The organism is Siccibacter colletis (genome assembly GCF_025914095.1).
In the GTDB taxonomy this organism is placed as follows: domain Bacteria; phylum Pseudomonadota; class Gammaproteobacteria; order Enterobacterales; family Enterobacteriaceae; genus Siccibacter; species Siccibacter colletis.
The window spans coordinates 1,161,486-1,177,500 of record NZ_CP074352.1; the positions used below are offsets into that span (position 1 = coordinate 1,161,486).

Here is a 16,015-nt window from a genome sequence, read left to right on the forward strand (position 1 = left end):
TTGTTAAATCACCGCCCTGGGAGAGGGAGATTGATTTTCACGCTTATCCGGAGCGTGCAAACCTCACATCATGAACCGATACCCGATCCCGGTTTCCGTCAGCAGATGGCGCGGTCGCGCCGGGTCGGCTTCCAGCTTCTGGCGCAGGTGCGCCATGTAAATCCGCAGATAGTGACTGTGCTCCACCGCGTTCGGTCCCCACACCTGGCTCAGCAGCTGGCGCTGGGTGAGCACCTTACCGTGATTGTTGAGCAGCGCTGCCAGCAGGCGAAACTCAATCGGCGTCAGATGCACTTCCACGTCGCCGCGCAGAATGCGGCGGCTGGCGAGATCCACTTCGATATCCGCAAAGCGAAATACCGGCTCGGGATGATTCAGCGAACCGTGGCGGCGCAGCGCTACCCGTAAGCGGGCCTGCAGTTCGCCGATGCCGAAGGGTTTACTGAGATAGTCATCTGCGCCGGCATCCAGCGCGGCGATCTTATCGGTCTCTTCGCTGCGCGCCGACAGCACGATCACCGGCGTCTGGCTCCACTGGCGAAAATCGCGGATGAAATCAAGCCCGTCGCCGTCCGGCAACCCTAAATCGAGGATCACCATATCGGGCTTGCGGGTGGCGGCTTCAATCAGCCCGCGCTGCAGCGTATCGGCCTCGTGTACGCGCAGGCCTTCCGCTTCCAGCGCGGTACGCAGAAAGCGGCGGATCTCTTTTTCATCTTCAACGATCAGGACGTTAATCACATACCCTCTTGCAGTTCATCGACGCCGGGCGGCGTCTCCAGCGGTAGCGTGACGTGGAAACTGGCACCGCCCTCCGGGCGGTTGGCGGCGTAGATGGTGCCGCCATGCACCTCCACAATCGCCCGACAGATCGCCAGCCCCAGCCCGACGCCGGGAATGGCTGACTCTTTGTTTCCACGCGCGAATTTATCAAAGATAGCGCGTTCCTGACCAGAAGGGATCCCCGGCCCGCTGTCCCACACTTCCAGATCGAGCGCCTCGTTATCAACCCGCGCGCGGATGCCCACCTCGGCCTTACTGCCGGCATACTTCGCGGCGTTCTCCAGCAGGTTGATCAGCACGCGCTCAAACAGCGGGCCATCCACATGGATCAGCGTCAGCGGGTCGGGCAGGGCCAGCTGCACCGGTTTCCCGGTGTGGCCCGGCTCCAGCATATTGAGCGCGCTGCCCACCACCTCTTCCAGCGTCAGCCACTCCTTGCGCAGATTAAAACCGCCGGACTGAATGCGCGCCATGTCCAGCAGGTTATTCACCAGCCGGGTGGTGTTCAGCACGTGACGGCGAATGTCATTGGCCTGCGGAGCGTGCTTCGAGCCTTCCGCGGCCAGGTCCAGCGTCAGGATCTCTGCCTGACCGAACAGCACCGTAAGCGGCGTGCGCAGATCGTGCGACAGCGCCGCCAGCAGCGAGTTACGCAGCTGTTCGCGCTCGCTCACCAGCCGCGCCTGCTCTTCGCTGGTGGTTAACGCCAGGCGCTCCAGCGCGCTCGCGACCAGCAGAGTAAAGGTCTCCAGTAGCCGCTGCTGCTCGGGGATCATCAGCTGGCGCAGGTTATCCGGCTCGACAATCACCAGCCCGAGGGTCTTCTGCGCGGTGCGCAGCGGCAGGATCTGATAAGGCACCCCCGGCAGCGTATCGGTTCCGGCCCCGGCGGGCAGCCCTTTGTCATAGCTCCAGTGGGCGATGGCCTCGTCCCAGGCGGTGACGCCTTTGCCCGCCGCATGCGGAATAAGCCTGCCGTGCTCGTCCGGAAGCAGCAGCTGGCTGCGGGCAAAAAACGTCGACTGGATAAACTGCTCGCTGGTGGCGGCAATATCTTCGGCGCTGCGTCCGACCGCCAGCGATTTCGACATCTCATACAGGTGGCGGGTGCGCTGCTCGCGGTAGCGTGCCACTTTCGCCTGGTAGCGCACCCCGGCGGTAAGATTGCCGATAATCAGGCCCACCGCCAGCATCACCGCAAAGGTGAGCAGGTACTGCACGTCGGAGACCGCCAGCGTGCCGTGGGGGGCAATAAAGAACAGGTCAAAGCTGAGCACGTTGATAAAGGTCGCCAGCACCGACGGCCAGCGTCCGTAAAACAGCGCCACAACCACCACGCCGAGCAGGTAAATCATCACCAGGTTGGCGGCATCGAAGGCCACCATCCACTGGCTGGCGATAAGGGTGATGATGGCGCAGAGCAGCACCGCTACCAGCGCGCCGCGCAGCTGCACCCGCCACTTCTCGGTGAAGGTGCGGGTATCCGGTGCGCGGGCGGCGGTGACCAGCGGTTTGTCGTCCAGTGCGACGATCAGCAGGTCGAGATCCGGGGCGCGGCGGGCGAGGCGGTCGGCGAAGGTGTCGCGCTGGAACCAGCGGCGGGTGTTGCGCCGCCCGATAACGATTTTGCCGAGGTTGTGCTCCCGGGCGTAGCGCAGAATCGCTTTATCTTCCGCCGGATCGGCGAGGGTGGCGGTCTCGGCCCCCAGCTCCTGGGCTAAACGCAGGGCGCTCAGAATGGCGCGACGCTGCTGCTCCGGCAGACGGTGCAGGGTCGGAGTTTCAACGTACACTGCGTGCCAGACGCTGCCGAGACGTGCTGCCAGTCGCGCGGCGGTACGCACCAGTTTTTCATTGCCGTTGCCGTGGCCGATGCACAGCAGGATGGCGTCTCGGGTGTGCCACACCCGCTCCTGGCCCTGATTGTCGCGCCAGGCGCGCATCTGTTCGTCCACGCGGTCAGCGGTGCGCCGCAGGGCAAGCTCGCGCAGCGCAATCAGGTTGCCTTTGCGGAAGAAGTGCTCGATGGCGCGTTCGGCCTGGCCGCCAATATAAACTTTGCCTTCGTGCAGGCGCTGGCGCAGGTCGTCCGGCGGCAGGTCCACCAGCACGATTTCGTCTGCGGCATCAAAGACCGGATCGGGCACGGTTTCCCGCACCTGGACACCGGTTACGCCGCCCACCACGTCGTTGAGGCTCTCAAGATGCTGAACGTTAACCGTGGTAAAGACGTCGATCCCGGCATCCAGCAGCTCTTCCACGTCCTGCCAGCGTTTCGGGTGGCGCGAGCCGGGCGCGTTGCTGTGCGCCAGCTCGTCCATCAGGATCAGGGCAGGGCGACGGGCAAGGGCGCTGTCGAGATCGAACTCGGCAACCTGACGCCCCCGGTGATGGATGCGTTTAAGGGGCTGGATAGCCAGCCCCTGCAGTAGTGCCGCGGTTTCCGCGCGCCCGTGGGTCTCCACCACGCCCACCAGAATATCCAGCCCCTGGCTGCGCAGGCGCTGCGCCTCCTGCAGCATGGCGTAGGTTTTCCCGACGCCAGCGCAGGCGCCGAAAAAGATCTTCAGCCGGCCGCGCGTCCGGGGCGTCGTCTGCTCCAGCAGGCGATCCGGGTCGGGGCGCGAGGGTTCCTCAGTCATCGTGTGTCCTTATCGGGCCGACAGTGCGTCCAGCGCCAGATTAAGCTGCAACAGATTCACCACCGGCTGGCCGATAAAGCCCACCAGCGGGGTTTGCGTGGCGTCGGCAACCAGACGCGCCACCTCGTCCTGAGTCAGATTACGTGCTTTTGCGACACGCGGGATCTGCCAGCGCGCGGCCTCCGGCGAGATGCCGTTATCCAGCCCGCTGGCAGACGCGGTAACCAGCTCCACCGGCACCGTCGGCGTAGCCTGCGGATTCGCGGCGCGCAGGGCAGCGACACGCTCGCGCACCGCCTCATCCAGTGCCGGGTTGCTGGCCGGCAGGTTGCTGCCGCCGGAAGCCATTGGATTATAAGGCGCTTCTGCAGTAGCGGAAGGGCGTCCCTGAAAATAGTGCGCGCCGCTGAAGTTCTGGCCGATTAGCGCCGAGCCGCGCACCTCGTTATTGATGCGGATCAGCGAGCCGTTGGCCTGCTCCGGGAACCACCACTGCCCGAGGGCGGTGGTGAGCAGCGGGTAAAGCCCGCCGGTGACCAGCGTAAGCAGAATAAAGATCAGTAAAGCCGGGCGTAACTGTGCCATGAACAACTCCTTTTACACCAGACCCAGAGCGGTCAGGATCAGGTCGATAATTTTGATGCCGATAAACGGCACCACCAGCCCGCCGAGGCCATAAATCCACAGGTTGCGGCGCAGCATGGCCGCGGCGCTGAGCGGTTTATAGCTCACCCCGCGCAGCGCCAGCGGGATCAGGAAGATGATGATCAGCGCGTTAAAAATCACCGCGCTGAGGATCGCCGACGAGGGCGAGTGCAGGTGCATCACGTTCAGGGCGTTGAGCTGCGGATAGGTTGCTGCAAACGCCGCCGGGATGATGGCGAAGTACTTCGCCACATCGTTGGCAATACTGAAGGTGGTCAGCGACCCGCGCGTCATCAGCATCTGCTTCCCGATATGCACCACTTCAATTAGCTTGGTGGGGTTGGAGTCGAGATCCACCATGTTCCCGGCCTCTTTTGCCGCCTGGGTACCGGAGTTCATCGCCACCGCCACGTCCGCCTGCGCCAGTGCTGGCGCATCGTTGGTGCCGTCCCCGGTCATTGCCACCAGCCGTCCTTCGGACTGGTACTGACGGATCAGCGCCAGTTTTGCTTCCGGCGTGGCTTCGGCGAGGAAATCATCCACCCCGGCTTCCGCCGCGATGGCCGCGGCGGTGAGGCGGTTATCCCCGGTGATCATCACCGTTTTGATACCCATTTTGCGCAGCTGGGCAAAACGCTCCTTGATGCCGCCTTTGACGATGTCCTTCAGGGCAATAACGCCGAGCACGTTGGCACCATCGGCCACTACCAGCGGCGTACCGCCCACTTTAGCGACGCGCTCCACGAGAGCATCCACCTGCGGCGGGAAGTGACCGCCGTTAGCCTCAACGTGGCGGCGAATGGCATCCACCGAGCCTTTACGGATCATGCGCTCCTGCACGTTAATGCCGCTCATGCGCGTCTGGGCCGTAAAGGGCACAAAGGTCGCCTGCAGGGTCTGCACATCGCGCTCGCGCAGGTTAAAGCGCTGCTTGGCCAGCACCACAATGCTGCGGCCTTCCGGGGTCTCATCCGCCAGCGACGCCAGCTGCGCGGCATCGGCCAGCGTGTGCTCATCCACACCCGGTGCCGGCAGGAACTCAGAGGCCTGACGGTTGCCGAGGGTGATGGTGCCGGTTTTATCCAGCAGCAACACGTTGACGTCGCCCGCCGCTTCCACGGCGCGCCCGCTGGTGGCGATGACGTTGGCACCCAGCATCCGGCTCATCCCGGCCACGCCAATGGCAGAGAGCAGGCCGCCGATGGTGGTGGGGATCAGGCACACCAGCAGCGCCACCAGCACCGTGACGCTTACTGCCGCGCCGCCGTACTGCGAGAACGGATAAAGCGTGGCGGTCGCCAGCAGAAAGACGATGGTCAGGGCCACCAGCAGAATGGTGAGCGCGATTTCGTTCGGGGTTTTGCGGCGCTGCGCGCCCTCTACCATCGCGATCATCCGGTCGAGGAAGGTTTCCCCGGGGTTGACGCTGCAGCGGATCACCAGCCAGTCGGAGAGAATGCGCGTCCCGCCGGTCACCGAGGCGAAATCGCCGCCGGATTCGCGGATCACCGGGGCGGACTCCCCGGTGATGGCGCTCTCGTCCACCGAGGCACCGCCTTCGATCACTTCCCCGTCGCAGGGGATGATGTCGCCGGCTTCCACCAGCACCAGGTCACCCTTGCGCAGGGAAGAGGCCGGAACCTGATCCACCTGGGCGTCGTGCTGCGGCGCGCGCAGTTTGCGGGCCGGGGCGGTGTTTTTCACCCCTTTCAGGCTGTTGGCCTGGGCTTTGCTGCGGCCTTCGGCCAGTGCTTCCGCGACGTTGGCGAACAGCACGGTAAACCACAGCCACAGGCTGATGGCGGCGGTAAACAGCGCATCACCCGCCAGTGCGCCACCGGCCATGGCCAGCGCCAGCAGGGTGGTCAGCACGCTGCCAACCCAGACGATGAACATTACCGGGTTGCGCCACTGGGCGCGTGGGTCCAGCTTGCGAAAAGAATCCATCAGCGCCTGACGAAGTAATCCAGGTTCGAGCAGGGCCAGTTGCTTACGACTCATTGATAGCGCTCCGCAATAGTCATTGCACAAGAGAGAGGTGTTCCGCCACCGGGCCGAGGGCGAGGGCGGGAATGAAGGTCAGGGCACCGACCAGCAGCACGGTCCCGATCAGCAGACCGATAAACAGCGCACCGTGGGTCGGCAGCGTACCGGGGGTGACCGGCTGGATTTTCTTGCTCACCAGCGAACCGGCAATCGCCAGCACCGGCACAATCACGGCGAAGCGACCAACGAACATGCAGAACGCCAGTAGCAGGTTCCAGAACGGGGTGTTGGCGCTCAGCCCGGCGAAGGCGCTGCCGTTGTTGTTGGCGGCGGACGACACGGCGTAAAGCACCTCGCTGAAGCCGTGAATACCCGGATTGAGCATCCCGGCGCGACCAGCCTCGGTCATCATCGCCAGTGCGGTGCCGAGCAGTACCAGCGCGGGCGTCACCAGAATGGCCAGCGCGGTGAGTTTCATCTCGCGCACGTCGATCTTCTTGCCGAGGTATTCCGGGGTGCGGCCAATCATCAGCCCGGCGATAAACACCGCCAGCAGCACGAACAGCAGCATGCCGTAGAGACCAGAGCCGACGCCGCCGAACACCACTTCGCCAATCTGCATCAGCCACATCGGGATCATGCCGCCCAGCGCGGTGAAGGAGTCATGCATGGCGTTGACTGCACCGCAGGACGCCGCCGTGGTGACCACGCTGAACAGCGCACTGGCAAGAATGCCGAAGCGGCTCTCTTTGCCTTCCATATTGAGCGCGCTGTCAGCACCGAATTCGAGGAAGTGCGGGTTGCCGCGGGTTTCCGCCCACATGACAACGGCGACGCACACCACAAAGATCGACGCCATCGTCCAGAGGATGGCCCGTCCCTGGCGGGCATCGCCCACCGCCTCGCCGAAAGCGAAGCAGAGCGCTGCGGGAATAATAAAGATCGCCAGCATCTGTACGAAATTGGTCAGCGCGGTGGGGTTTTCAAACGGGTGCGCGGAGTTGGCGTTAAAGAAGCCGCCGCCGTTGGTGCCGAGCATTTTAATCGCTTCCTGCGAGGCCACCGGCCCCATCGGCAGCAGCTGCTTCGCCCCTTCAAGGGAGGTGAACGGCTGGTAAGGCATCAGGTTCTGCAGCGCGCCCTGCTGAATGAAGAACAGCGCGATAATCAGCGCCAGCGGCAGCAGCGCCCACAGGGTAATACGCGTGAGATCCACCCAGGCGTTGCCGAGGGTATTCACCGAATGGCGCGCGAAGGCGCGGATCAGGGCAAACACCACGGCGATACCGGTGGCGGCGGAAAGGAAGTTCTGCACCGTCAGGCCGACCATCTGGCTGAAGTAGCTCAGGGTGGTTTCCCCGGCGTAGGACTGCCAGTTGGTGTTAGCCACAAAACTGACCGCGGTATTCAGCGCCAGATGCCATGACAGACCCGGCAGCTGCTGCGGGTTAAACGGCAGCGCGCCCTGCAGCATCAGTATCGAGAACAGCACCGCCAGGCCCACCATGTTAAGCAGCAGAATAGCGAGCAGGTATTCACGCCAGTTCATCTCGCGCTGCCGGACGCCGGAAAGCCGCCAGATAACGCGCTCTACGCCCGCAAGACCTGGCAGCGGCGTGCCTTCAATCAGCCGCGCCAGTCCGCTCCCCAGGGGTTTAGCGAGGATCATAAGCACCAGTAAAAAGCTGGCGATCAGTAAAAATGCCGATGCGGCCATCAGAACGCCTCCGCATTGATCAGGGCGTAAACCAGATAGCCCAGTAACAGGAAAACCAGCACAACGCCGGCTAATACGCCTGCACTCACAGTCCACCTCCAGTGGTGTTAATGATGTGCGCTAATCGTGACGGCAGGGGCGAAAAGATGTCGCAAAAATGGCGGGGCGGGGCGTAAAAAAAGTATAAAAATGACAAAAGCCACAATTTAACCGCGGGTTAGTATTTATTTAACCATTTTGTAACTTATTTACGGTATGAATTGTAAAGGGACCGATTTATTTGCATTTTTACTGGTCTGATGAGTAGTAAAATTACAAACAAAGCGCTACTATTTTAACCAGATCACATTTTCACTTTCATCGGCAGCCTGTCGCGTGCCGGCCAGTTAAGGGGAGAAGCCTTATGTCTATCTATAAACACTATCCAGCGCATCAGGTTTTCCTGCGCCGCACTTATGCCGTCATGCTCGGCGTTATCGCCCTGCCGGTCATGCTGTTCTGGAAAGATCGCGCCCGTTTTTACAGCTATCTGCACCGCGTCTGGTCAAAAACCAGCGATAAACCGGTATGGATGGACCTGTCAGAAAAAGCCGCCTGCGACTTCTACTGAGTGTAAAAATCCTGCACAACCGTCCCGCTTCGCCGGGGCGGTTTTTTTTTGCGTTTATTTATTACATTACGCGGTGAATATCGTCCTTCCTGCACGCCAGCGGCCTGGCTACACTTATCAGTGACGTGAATGAGGAGTCGCTATGAGTGAAAAAATCCCTGTTGGCATCAGCGCCTGTCTGTTGGGAGAAAATGTGCGTTTTGACGGCGGTCATAAGCGACTGGCGTTTGCGGTGGAGTCGCTCTCCCCGTGGATGAAGTTTGAACCGGTCTGCCCGGAGATGGCCATTGGCCTGCCGGTGCCGCGTCCGGCGCTGCGGCTGGTTAAAGAGGAGAGCGGCGCGGTGGCGCTGCGCTTCAGCGACAAGCGCGAAGGCGATCTGACCGCCGATATGGAGCAGTTTTCTCATGAACGGGTGTCGCGTTTTGAACACCTGTGCGGGTATATCGTCTGCGCCAAATCACCGAGCTGCGGCATGGAGCGGGTGCGCATCTACGATGCCGACGGCAAAAACAATCGCAAGGCCGAGCGGGGAATTTACACCCGCATTCTGATGGAAACCTTCCCCTGGCTGCCGGTGGAAGAGGATGGACGCCTGCACGATCCGGTACTGCGCGAGAATTTTATCGAGCGGGTCTACACCCTGCATGAGCTTAACCAGCTGCACAGCCAGGGTCTGAATCGCGGCGGGCTGATTGCGTTCCACAGCCGCTACAAGCTGCTGTTGCTGGCCCATTCCCAGCCGCAGTATCGCGAGCTGGGCCGTTTTGTGGCAGCCATTAACGAGTGGGACGATCTGGAGGCGTTCTTTGTTGCCTATCGTCAGAAATTAATGGATCTGCTCGCCATTCCGGCTACCCGCCGCAACCACACCAACGTGCTGATGCATGTCCAGGGCTATTTCCGCAACCAGCTGAATGCCCGCCAGCGGCAGGAGCTTGCCACGCTGATCGACAGCTATCGCCAGGGAACGCAGCCGCTGCTGGCCCCCATGACGCTGCTGAAACACTATATGGCGGAGTTCCCGGACAGCTACCTGTCGGTGCAGCGCTATTTCGAGCCCTATCCGGAAGCGTTACGTCTGCGCTACGGCCACTGATTTCCCCGTTTTTCCATGTTACTTTGTTCGTTGAGCGCGGCACTGCCCGCGCTCTTTTCGCCTGCAACCTTAACGCCTGACGAACAAGGCGCGTAGCAAAGGGAGTTTTATGACCACGCATCTGGTCTGGTTCAGGGCTGACCTGCGCCTGCACGATAATCTTGCCCTCGCGGCGGCCTGCCGCAACAGCAACGCCAGGGTCATTGGCCTCTTTATCGCCACCCCCGAACAGTGGCACGCCCATACCCTGGCTCCGCGCCAGGCCTGGTTTATCCGCGAACATCTCCACGCCTTGCGTGACGCCCTGGCGCAGCGCGGCATCCCGCTCTATACCGCGCAGCTGGATGATTTCGACGCCTGCATTCCCTGGATTAGCGAATTCTGCGATACGCACCGCGTCGATGCGCTGTTCTACAACTATCAGTACGAACTCAACGAGCGTAAGCGCGACGTGGCACTGGAGAAGCACCTCGACGGTTTCGTCACCTGCCAGGGCTTTGACGACAGCGTACTGCTTGCCCCCGGTAGCGTGCTGACCGGTGGCCGCGAGATGTACAAAGTGTTTACCCCCTTCAGCCGGGCGTACCTGAAAAAGCTGGCGGAAGGATTGCCGGAGTGCGTTCACGCGCCGAAAGCGCGCCCGTCGGCACCCTGTGAAGCACCGCCGCTGGCGGCCTTTGACTATCCGGTTGAAGCGGCAGACGAAATGCTGTTCCCGGTGGGCGAAACCGCCGCGCTGGCAAAGCTGCGCCAGTTCTGCCAGCAGGGTGCGGGTGAATATGATACCCGGCGCGACTTCCCTGCCATTGAAGGTACCAGCCGGGTGTCGCCCTATCTCGCCATCGGCGTGCTGTCGCCGCGCCAGTGCCTGCATCGTCTGCTGGCGGAACAGCCAAAGGCGCTGGAGGGCGGGCCGGGCGCGGTGTGGCTCAATGAGCTTATCTGGCGCGAGTTTTATAAGCATCTGATGACTTATCATCCGGCGCTGTGCCGCGGGAAACCCTTCATCAGCTGGACTGAAAACGTCGCCTGGGACAACGACGACAAACGCTTCGACGCCTGGTGCGCCGGGCGGACCGGTTATCCGATCGTCGATGCCGCGATGCTGCAGATGAACCGCACCGGCTGGATGCATAACCGGCTACGCATGATCGTTGCCAGCTTCCTGGTAAAGGATCTGCTTATCGACTGGCGTCAGGGAGAGCGTTATTTTATAGCGCAGCTGATCGACGGCGATCTGGCCGCCAATAACGGCGGCTGGCAGTGGGCGGCCTCCACCGGCACCGATGCGGCACCCTATTTCCGCATTTTCAACCCCACCACCCAGGGGCAGAAGTTTGATGCGCAGGGGGCGTTTATTCGCCGCTGGCTGCCGGCGCTGGGCAAGGTGCCGGATAAGTCGCTGCACGACCCCTGGAGCTGGGCGGATAAACACGGCGTGACGCTGGACTATCCGCGTCCGATAGTCGACCACAAGCAGGCGCGCGTGGCGACGCTTGCGGCCTATGAAGCCGCACGTAAATCTTGATAAGGGAACACCGATGAAAAATACCGAACTGGAACGTCTGATTAACGACAAGCTCAACAGTGCGGCATTCAGCGATTTCGCGCCGAACGGCCTGCAGGTTGAAGGGCGCGAAACCATTCAGAAGATCATCACCGGCGTGACCGCCAGCCAGGCGCTGCTCGACGAAGCCGTGCGCCAGCAGGCGGATGCGGTGATCGTGCATCACGGCTACTTCTGGAAGGGCGAAGCGCCGGCGATTCGCGGCATGAAGCGCAACCGTCTGAAAACGCTGCTCGCTAACGACATCAACCTCTACGGCTGGCACCTGCCGCTCGACGCGCACCCGGAACTGGGGAATAACGTGCAGCTGGCGCAGCTGCTGGGCATTACCGTGAGGGGCGAGATCGAACCGCTGGTGCCCTGGGGCGAGCTGTCGATGCCGGTACCGGGCCTGGAGCTGGCGTCATGGATCGAAGCGCGTCTCGGCCGTCGTCCGCTGTGGTGCGGCGACACAGGTCCGGATGTGGTGCAGCGCGTTGCCTGGTGCACTGGCGGCGGTCAGAACTTTATTGATGCCGCGGCGCGCTTCGGCGTCGATGCGTTTATCACCGGCGAAGTGTCCGAGCAGACTATTCACTCGGCACGCGAGCAGGGGCTGCACTTTTACGCCGCCGGGCATCACGCCACCGAGCGCGGCGGGATCCGCGCCCTGAGCGAATGGCTCACCGAGACGACCGACCTCGACGTGACCTTTATCGATATTCCTAATCCGGCCTGATTACCCACAGGGGGCAAGGTGCAACGAGCGAGATGTTATTTGCTGGGCGAAAGCGCAGTGGTGCTGGAGCTGGAGCCGCCGGTGACGCTGGCCAGCCAGAAACGGATCTGGCGGCTGACGCAGCGGCTGTCTGACATGCCAGGGATCGCGGAAGTCATCCCCGGCATGAACAATATCACCGTGGTGTTGCTGGAGCCGGAATCGAAGGCGCTCGACGCCATCGAACGGTTGCAGCGCTGGTGGGAAGAGAGCGAGGCGCTGGAGCCGGAATCGCGCCATATCACCATTCCGGTGATCTACGGCGGCGAAGACGGCCCGGATCTGTCGGTGGTCGCGCAGCACTGCGGCATGAGCGAGCGTGACGTGGTGGCGCTGCACGCCTCTATTGATTACGTGGTGTGGTTCCTCGGTTTCCAGCCGGGCTTCCCGTATCTGGGCGGCCTGCCGGACACGCTGGCGACGCCGCGTCGCGCTGAGCCGCGCCTGAGCGTACCGGTGGGCTCGGTGGGTATCGGCGGCAGCCAGACCGGGATCTACCCGCTGGCGACGCCGGGCGGCTGGCAGCTGATTGGCCGCACGCCGCTGCGGCTGTTCGATCCCGCCGGTGACACGCCGGTACTGCTGGCACCGGGCGATACGGTGCGCTTTGTGCCGCAGAAGGAGGGGGTATGTTAAGGATTATTCGTGCCGGCATTCACACCTCGGTTCAGGACGGCGGGCGCAACGGCCTGCGCCAGTCCGGCATCAGCCGCTGCGGCGCGCTGGATGTCCCGGCGCTGCGTATTGCTAACCTGCTGGTGGGTAACGACCTCAATGATGCCGCGCTGGAGATCACGCTCGGACAGTTCGAAGTCGAATTCACCCGCGCCGGCTGGTTTGCCCTGACCGGGGCAGGCTGCAACGCCATGCTCGACGACCACGCGGTGTGGACCGGCTGGCGACTGCCGGTGAAAGCCGGACAGCGCCTGACGCTCTCGCTGCCGCGTCGCGGCATGCGCAGCTATCTGGCGGTAGCGGGCGGGCTGGATGTGCCGATGGTGATGGGCTCGTACAGCACCGATCTCAAAGCCGGTATCGGCGGGCTGGAAGGGCGCCTGCTGCGTGCCGGGGACGAGCTGAATGTGCGTCCGTCGGCGCGTCAATTCCGCGAAGCGCGCGGCGTGAAGCAGATGCTGTTTGGCAACCGGCTGCGTACTCTGCCGGGGCCGGAGTATCACGAATTCAGCCCGCAGGCGCAGGCGATGCTCTGGCGCACGCCCTGGCACCTCAGCCCCGAGAGTAACCGCATGGGTTACCGTTTGCAGGGCCAGCTGCTGGAGCGCACTACGGCGCGTGAAATGCTCTCCCACGGCCTGCTGCCGGGAGTGATTCAGGTGCCGCACGGCGGCCAGCCGATTGTGCTGATGAACGATGCCCAGACCACCGGCGGTTATCCGCGTATCGCCTTCGTGATCGAAGCCGATCTCTGGCACCTGGCGCAGATCCGCCCCGGCGAGCCGATTCACTTCGTGCAGTGCACGCACGACCAGGCGCTGCAGGCACGGGTCGATCACCAGCGCTTCTTTGATCAGCTGACCTGGAGACTGAACGATGCCGATTGATCTCAATGCCGATATGGGCGAAGGCTGCGGGGATGATGCCACGCTGATGACGCTGGTCAGCTCCGCCAACATCGCCTGCGGCTTTCACGCCGGGGATGCGGCTATGATGCGTCTCAGCGTGCAGCGCGCGCTGGAAAACGGCGTGGCGATTGGGGCGCATCCGTCGTTTCCCGACCGGGAGAATTTTGGCCGCACCGCGATGCAGCTGCCGCCGGAGACAGTTTATGCGCAGACGCTCTACCAGATCGGCGCGCTGGCGGCTATTACCCGTGCGGAAGGGGGCGTGCTGAAGCACGTCAAACCCCACGGGATGCTCTACAACCAGGCGGCGAAGGACGCAGCGCTGGCCGACGCCATTGCCCGGGCGGTGAAAGCTATCGATCCGGGCCTGATTCTGGTCGGGCTGGCGGGCAGCACACTGATTGCCGCCGGACAGCAGCACGGCCTGCGCACCCGGGAAGAGGTGTTCGCCGATCGCGGCTATCAGGCCGATGGCAGCCTGGTGCCGCGCAGCGAGCCGGGGGCGTTAATTGACAACGACGACGAGGCGGTCAGTCAGACGCTGGAGATGGTGCTGCGCGGACGCGTGCGCACCCGGGACGGCAGCTGGGCGCAGGTCAATGCCCAGAGCGTCTGCCTGCACGGTGACGGCGCGCACGCCCTGGCGTTTGCCCGGCGGTTACGGGAGCGATTCGCTGACGAAAACATCGCTGTCAGCGCGGAGTAAGGCTGCGCGACTTACCGCAAACGTTGACATCCTGCGCCCCTGCCGCTATATGGGACGGTGAAGGATATATCCTTCCGCTTTGTTACCTGAATCACCCCTCAGAGGCCCGCCTTTAACGACGGGCCTCTGCATACTTATAAGAGACACAACGACGACATAACCGAAAAGGACACGAACAATGCAAGAGACCATCAATCTCTGGCCGCTGATGGGGATCGCTACCATTGTGGTCGGGTTTTTGTTGCGCTTTAACCCTGTGCTGGTGGTGATTGTCGCCGGCCTGGTGACGGGACTGGCGGCGCACATGCCGATGGCGCTGATTCTGGAGAAGCTGGGGGAGGGGTTCCTCAATACCCGCAACCTGCCGTTTATCCTGCTGATCCCGCTGGCGGTGATCGGTCTGCTGGAGCGTCATGGCCTCAAAGAGCGCGCCCAGGCCTGGATTGCCCACATTCGCAGCGCCACCGCCGGTCGCTTGCTGATTGTTTATCTGTTCGTGCGTGAAGCCACGGCCGCGCTGGGGCTGACCAGCCTCGGCGGTCATCCGCAGATGGTGCGCCCGCTGCTGGCACCGATGGCGGAAGGGGCGGCGGAAAAGAATTACGGCGACCTGCCAGGAGCGGTACGCTACCGTCTGCGCGCCATGTCCGCCGCGACCGATAACGTCGGCCTGTTCTTCGGTGAAGACATTTTTGTTGCCTTCGGGGCCATCATCTTTATGCATAACTTCATGCTGGAGTCCGGCGGCATTCAGACCGAGCCGCTGCACATCGCCCTGTGGGGCATCCCGACCGCGATTTGTGCTTTCCTGATCCATGCCGCGCGCCTGTGGCGCCTCGATAAACACCTTGAACGCGAGCTGGGCAAGGTTAACGGCGTTCACACTCAGGGAGGTGCGCAATGACGTTCCAGCAAAACTATCTCTACTGGCTGGCAGGCGCCGTGCTGGTGATTGTCGCCATCATGTCGTTCCGTGATAAAGCCAACCCGCGCCGCATTACCACCGGCCTGTTCTGGGGCATTTACGGCCTGATCTTTTTACTCGGCGACTGGACCTACGATCTGTTCGGCGGTGGTGCCGAGGGTAAGCGGCTGGTTAACATCGGCGTGGGTGCGTCAGTGGTTCTGCTGGCGCTGATTGCCGGCTTCGGCGGGGTGCGGCTGGGCAGCTACCATCAGCGTACTCAGCCGGAGCGGGAAGCCAGTGCGAAGCGCCTGGGCAACCGCCTGTTTATTCCGGCGCTGATGATCCCGGTAGTGACCGTGATTGGCGTGCTGTTATTCAACAATGTGCCAGGCTTGCAGGTCGGGCTGTTTGGTGAGGGCAATCACGCCACGCTGGTGACGCTGTTCTCGATGACCGTTGGCTGCCTGCTGGGCCTGGCGCTGGCAGTGAAGATGACGCACGAACACGCCCTGCAGCCGATTCAGGAGGCGCGCCGCCTGCTGGATTCCATCGGCTGGGCGTTTATTCTGCCGCAGATCCTGGCTACCCTCGGCCTGCTGTTTACCACTGCAGGGGTCGGCACCGGCATTTCATGGCTGACCCAGGAGTACCTGGCCGTAGACAGCCGCTTTATCGCCGTGGCGGTGTACGCCATCGGTATGGCGGTGCTGACGATGGTGATGGGCAATGCTTTCGCGGCGTTCCCGATTGTCACGGCGGGTATCGGCATCCCGATTCTGGTATTGCAGCACGGGGGCAACCCGGCGGTAATGGCGGCTATCGGCATGTTCTCCGGCTACTGCGGTACGCTGATGACGCCGATGGCGGCAAACTTCAACATCGTCCCCGCGGCGCTGCTGGAGCTGCCGGATAAAAATGCGGTCATCAAGGCGCAGGTCCCCACCGGGGTGCTGCTGCTGGCGGTGAACGTGGTGCTACTCTATTTCCTGATGTTTTTATAACGCGCTGGAGTA

General features: G+C 62.5%; 15 protein-coding genes. 9 read left to right on the forward strand and 6 right to left on the reverse strand.

The features are described 5' to 3' along the window. Positions 1-63: 63 nt before the first annotated feature. The 6 genes from kdpE to kdpF are packed head-to-tail and all read right to left on the reverse strand — an operon-like array spanning position 64 to position 7,862. Positions 64-741 carry a two-component system response regulator KdpE gene (gene kdpE / locus KFZ77_RS05590; protein ID WP_031524904.1) on the reverse strand — a complete coding sequence of 226 codons (678 nt, stop codon included), beginning with the start codon at positions 739-741 and terminating at the stop codon, positions 64-66. Further along, complete coding sequence (gene kdpD / locus KFZ77_RS05595) at positions 738-3,425, reverse strand: two-component system sensor histidine kinase KdpD (protein ID WP_264385672.1); 2,688 nt, start codon at positions 3,423-3,425, stop codon at positions 738-740. Before kdpD ends, kdpE begins: the two co-directional genes overlap by 4 nt. Positions 3,426-3,434: 9 nt before the next feature. Further along, positions 3,435-4,010 carry a potassium-transporting ATPase subunit KdpC gene (gene kdpC, locus KFZ77_RS05600; protein WP_264385673.1) on the reverse strand — a complete coding sequence of 192 codons (576 nt, stop codon included), beginning with the start codon at positions 4,008-4,010 and terminating at the stop codon, positions 3,435-3,437. A 12-nt stretch (positions 4,011-4,022) separates the two neighbouring features. Further along, the gene (gene kdpB, locus KFZ77_RS05605) at positions 4,023-6,071 is read right to left on the reverse strand and encodes a potassium-transporting ATPase subunit KdpB (RefSeq protein WP_264385674.1); all 2,049 of its coding nucleotides are present in this window, start codon (positions 6,069-6,071) and stop codon (positions 4,023-4,025) included. Between the two features lie 19 nt (positions 6,072-6,090). After that, positions 6,091-7,773 carry a potassium-transporting ATPase subunit KdpA gene (gene kdpA / locus KFZ77_RS05610; protein ID WP_264385675.1) on the reverse strand — a complete coding sequence of 561 codons (1,683 nt, stop codon included), beginning with the start codon at positions 7,771-7,773 and terminating at the stop codon, positions 6,091-6,093. Then, positions 7,773-7,862 (reverse strand): K(+)-transporting ATPase subunit F, encoded by a 90-nt coding sequence (gene kdpF, locus KFZ77_RS05615; RefSeq protein WP_072002071.1) that lies wholly within the window; start codon positions 7,860-7,862, stop codon positions 7,773-7,775. Before kdpF ends, kdpA begins: the two co-directional genes overlap by 1 nt. Before the next feature lie 314 nt (positions 7,863-8,176). Between kdpF and KFZ77_RS05620 the strand changes: the two genes are divergently transcribed. From KFZ77_RS05620 to KFZ77_RS05660, 9 genes are all read left to right on the forward strand, one after another. Beyond that, positions 8,177-8,383, forward strand: a complete 207-nt coding sequence (locus tag KFZ77_RS05620) for a YbfA family protein (RefSeq protein WP_264385676.1) — start codon at positions 8,177-8,179, stop codon at positions 8,381-8,383. Positions 8,384-8,525: 142 nt separating this feature from the next. Further along, positions 8,526-9,482 (forward strand): YbgA family protein, encoded by a 957-nt coding sequence (locus KFZ77_RS05625; protein WP_264385677.1) that lies wholly within the window; start codon positions 8,526-8,528, stop codon positions 9,480-9,482. 109 nt (positions 9,483-9,591) lie between these two features. After that, on the forward strand, positions 9,592-11,010 hold the full coding sequence (gene phrB, locus KFZ77_RS05630) for a deoxyribodipyrimidine photo-lyase (protein ID WP_264385678.1): 1,419 nt from the start codon (positions 9,592-9,594) through the stop codon (positions 11,008-11,010). A gap of 13 nt (positions 11,011-11,023) precedes the next feature. Further along, positions 11,024-11,767: a type 2 GTP cyclohydrolase I gene (locus KFZ77_RS05635; protein ID WP_031524916.1), complete on the forward strand. Its 744-nt coding sequence runs from the start codon at positions 11,024-11,026 to the stop codon at positions 11,765-11,767. An 18-nt stretch (positions 11,768-11,785) separates the two neighbouring features. Next, on the forward strand, positions 11,786-12,442 hold the full coding sequence (pxpB, locus tag KFZ77_RS05640; protein WP_264385679.1) for a 5-oxoprolinase subunit PxpB: 657 nt from the start codon (positions 11,786-11,788) through the stop codon (positions 12,440-12,442). Beyond that, entirely contained in the window at positions 12,436-13,368 is a 933-nt protein-coding gene (gene pxpC / locus KFZ77_RS05645; protein ID WP_264385680.1) for a 5-oxoprolinase subunit PxpC, read from the forward strand. The genes pxpB and pxpC overlap by 7 nt, the downstream gene beginning before the upstream one ends. After that, complete coding sequence (pxpA, locus tag KFZ77_RS05650) at positions 13,358-14,095, forward strand: 5-oxoprolinase subunit PxpA (protein ID WP_264385681.1); 738 nt, start codon at positions 13,358-13,360, stop codon at positions 14,093-14,095. Before pxpC ends, pxpA begins: the two co-directional genes overlap by 11 nt. Before the next feature lie 178 nt (positions 14,096-14,273). Next, positions 14,274-14,999, forward strand: coding sequence for a DUF969 domain-containing protein (locus KFZ77_RS05655; RefSeq protein WP_031524923.1), 726 nt, complete (start codon positions 14,274-14,276; stop codon positions 14,997-14,999). Beyond that, positions 14,996-16,003: a DUF979 domain-containing protein gene (locus tag KFZ77_RS05660; protein WP_264385682.1), complete on the forward strand. Its 1,008-nt coding sequence runs from the start codon at positions 14,996-14,998 to the stop codon at positions 16,001-16,003. Before KFZ77_RS05655 ends, KFZ77_RS05660 begins: the two co-directional genes overlap by 4 nt. The last annotated feature ends 12 nt before the right edge of the window (positions 16,004-16,015 follow it).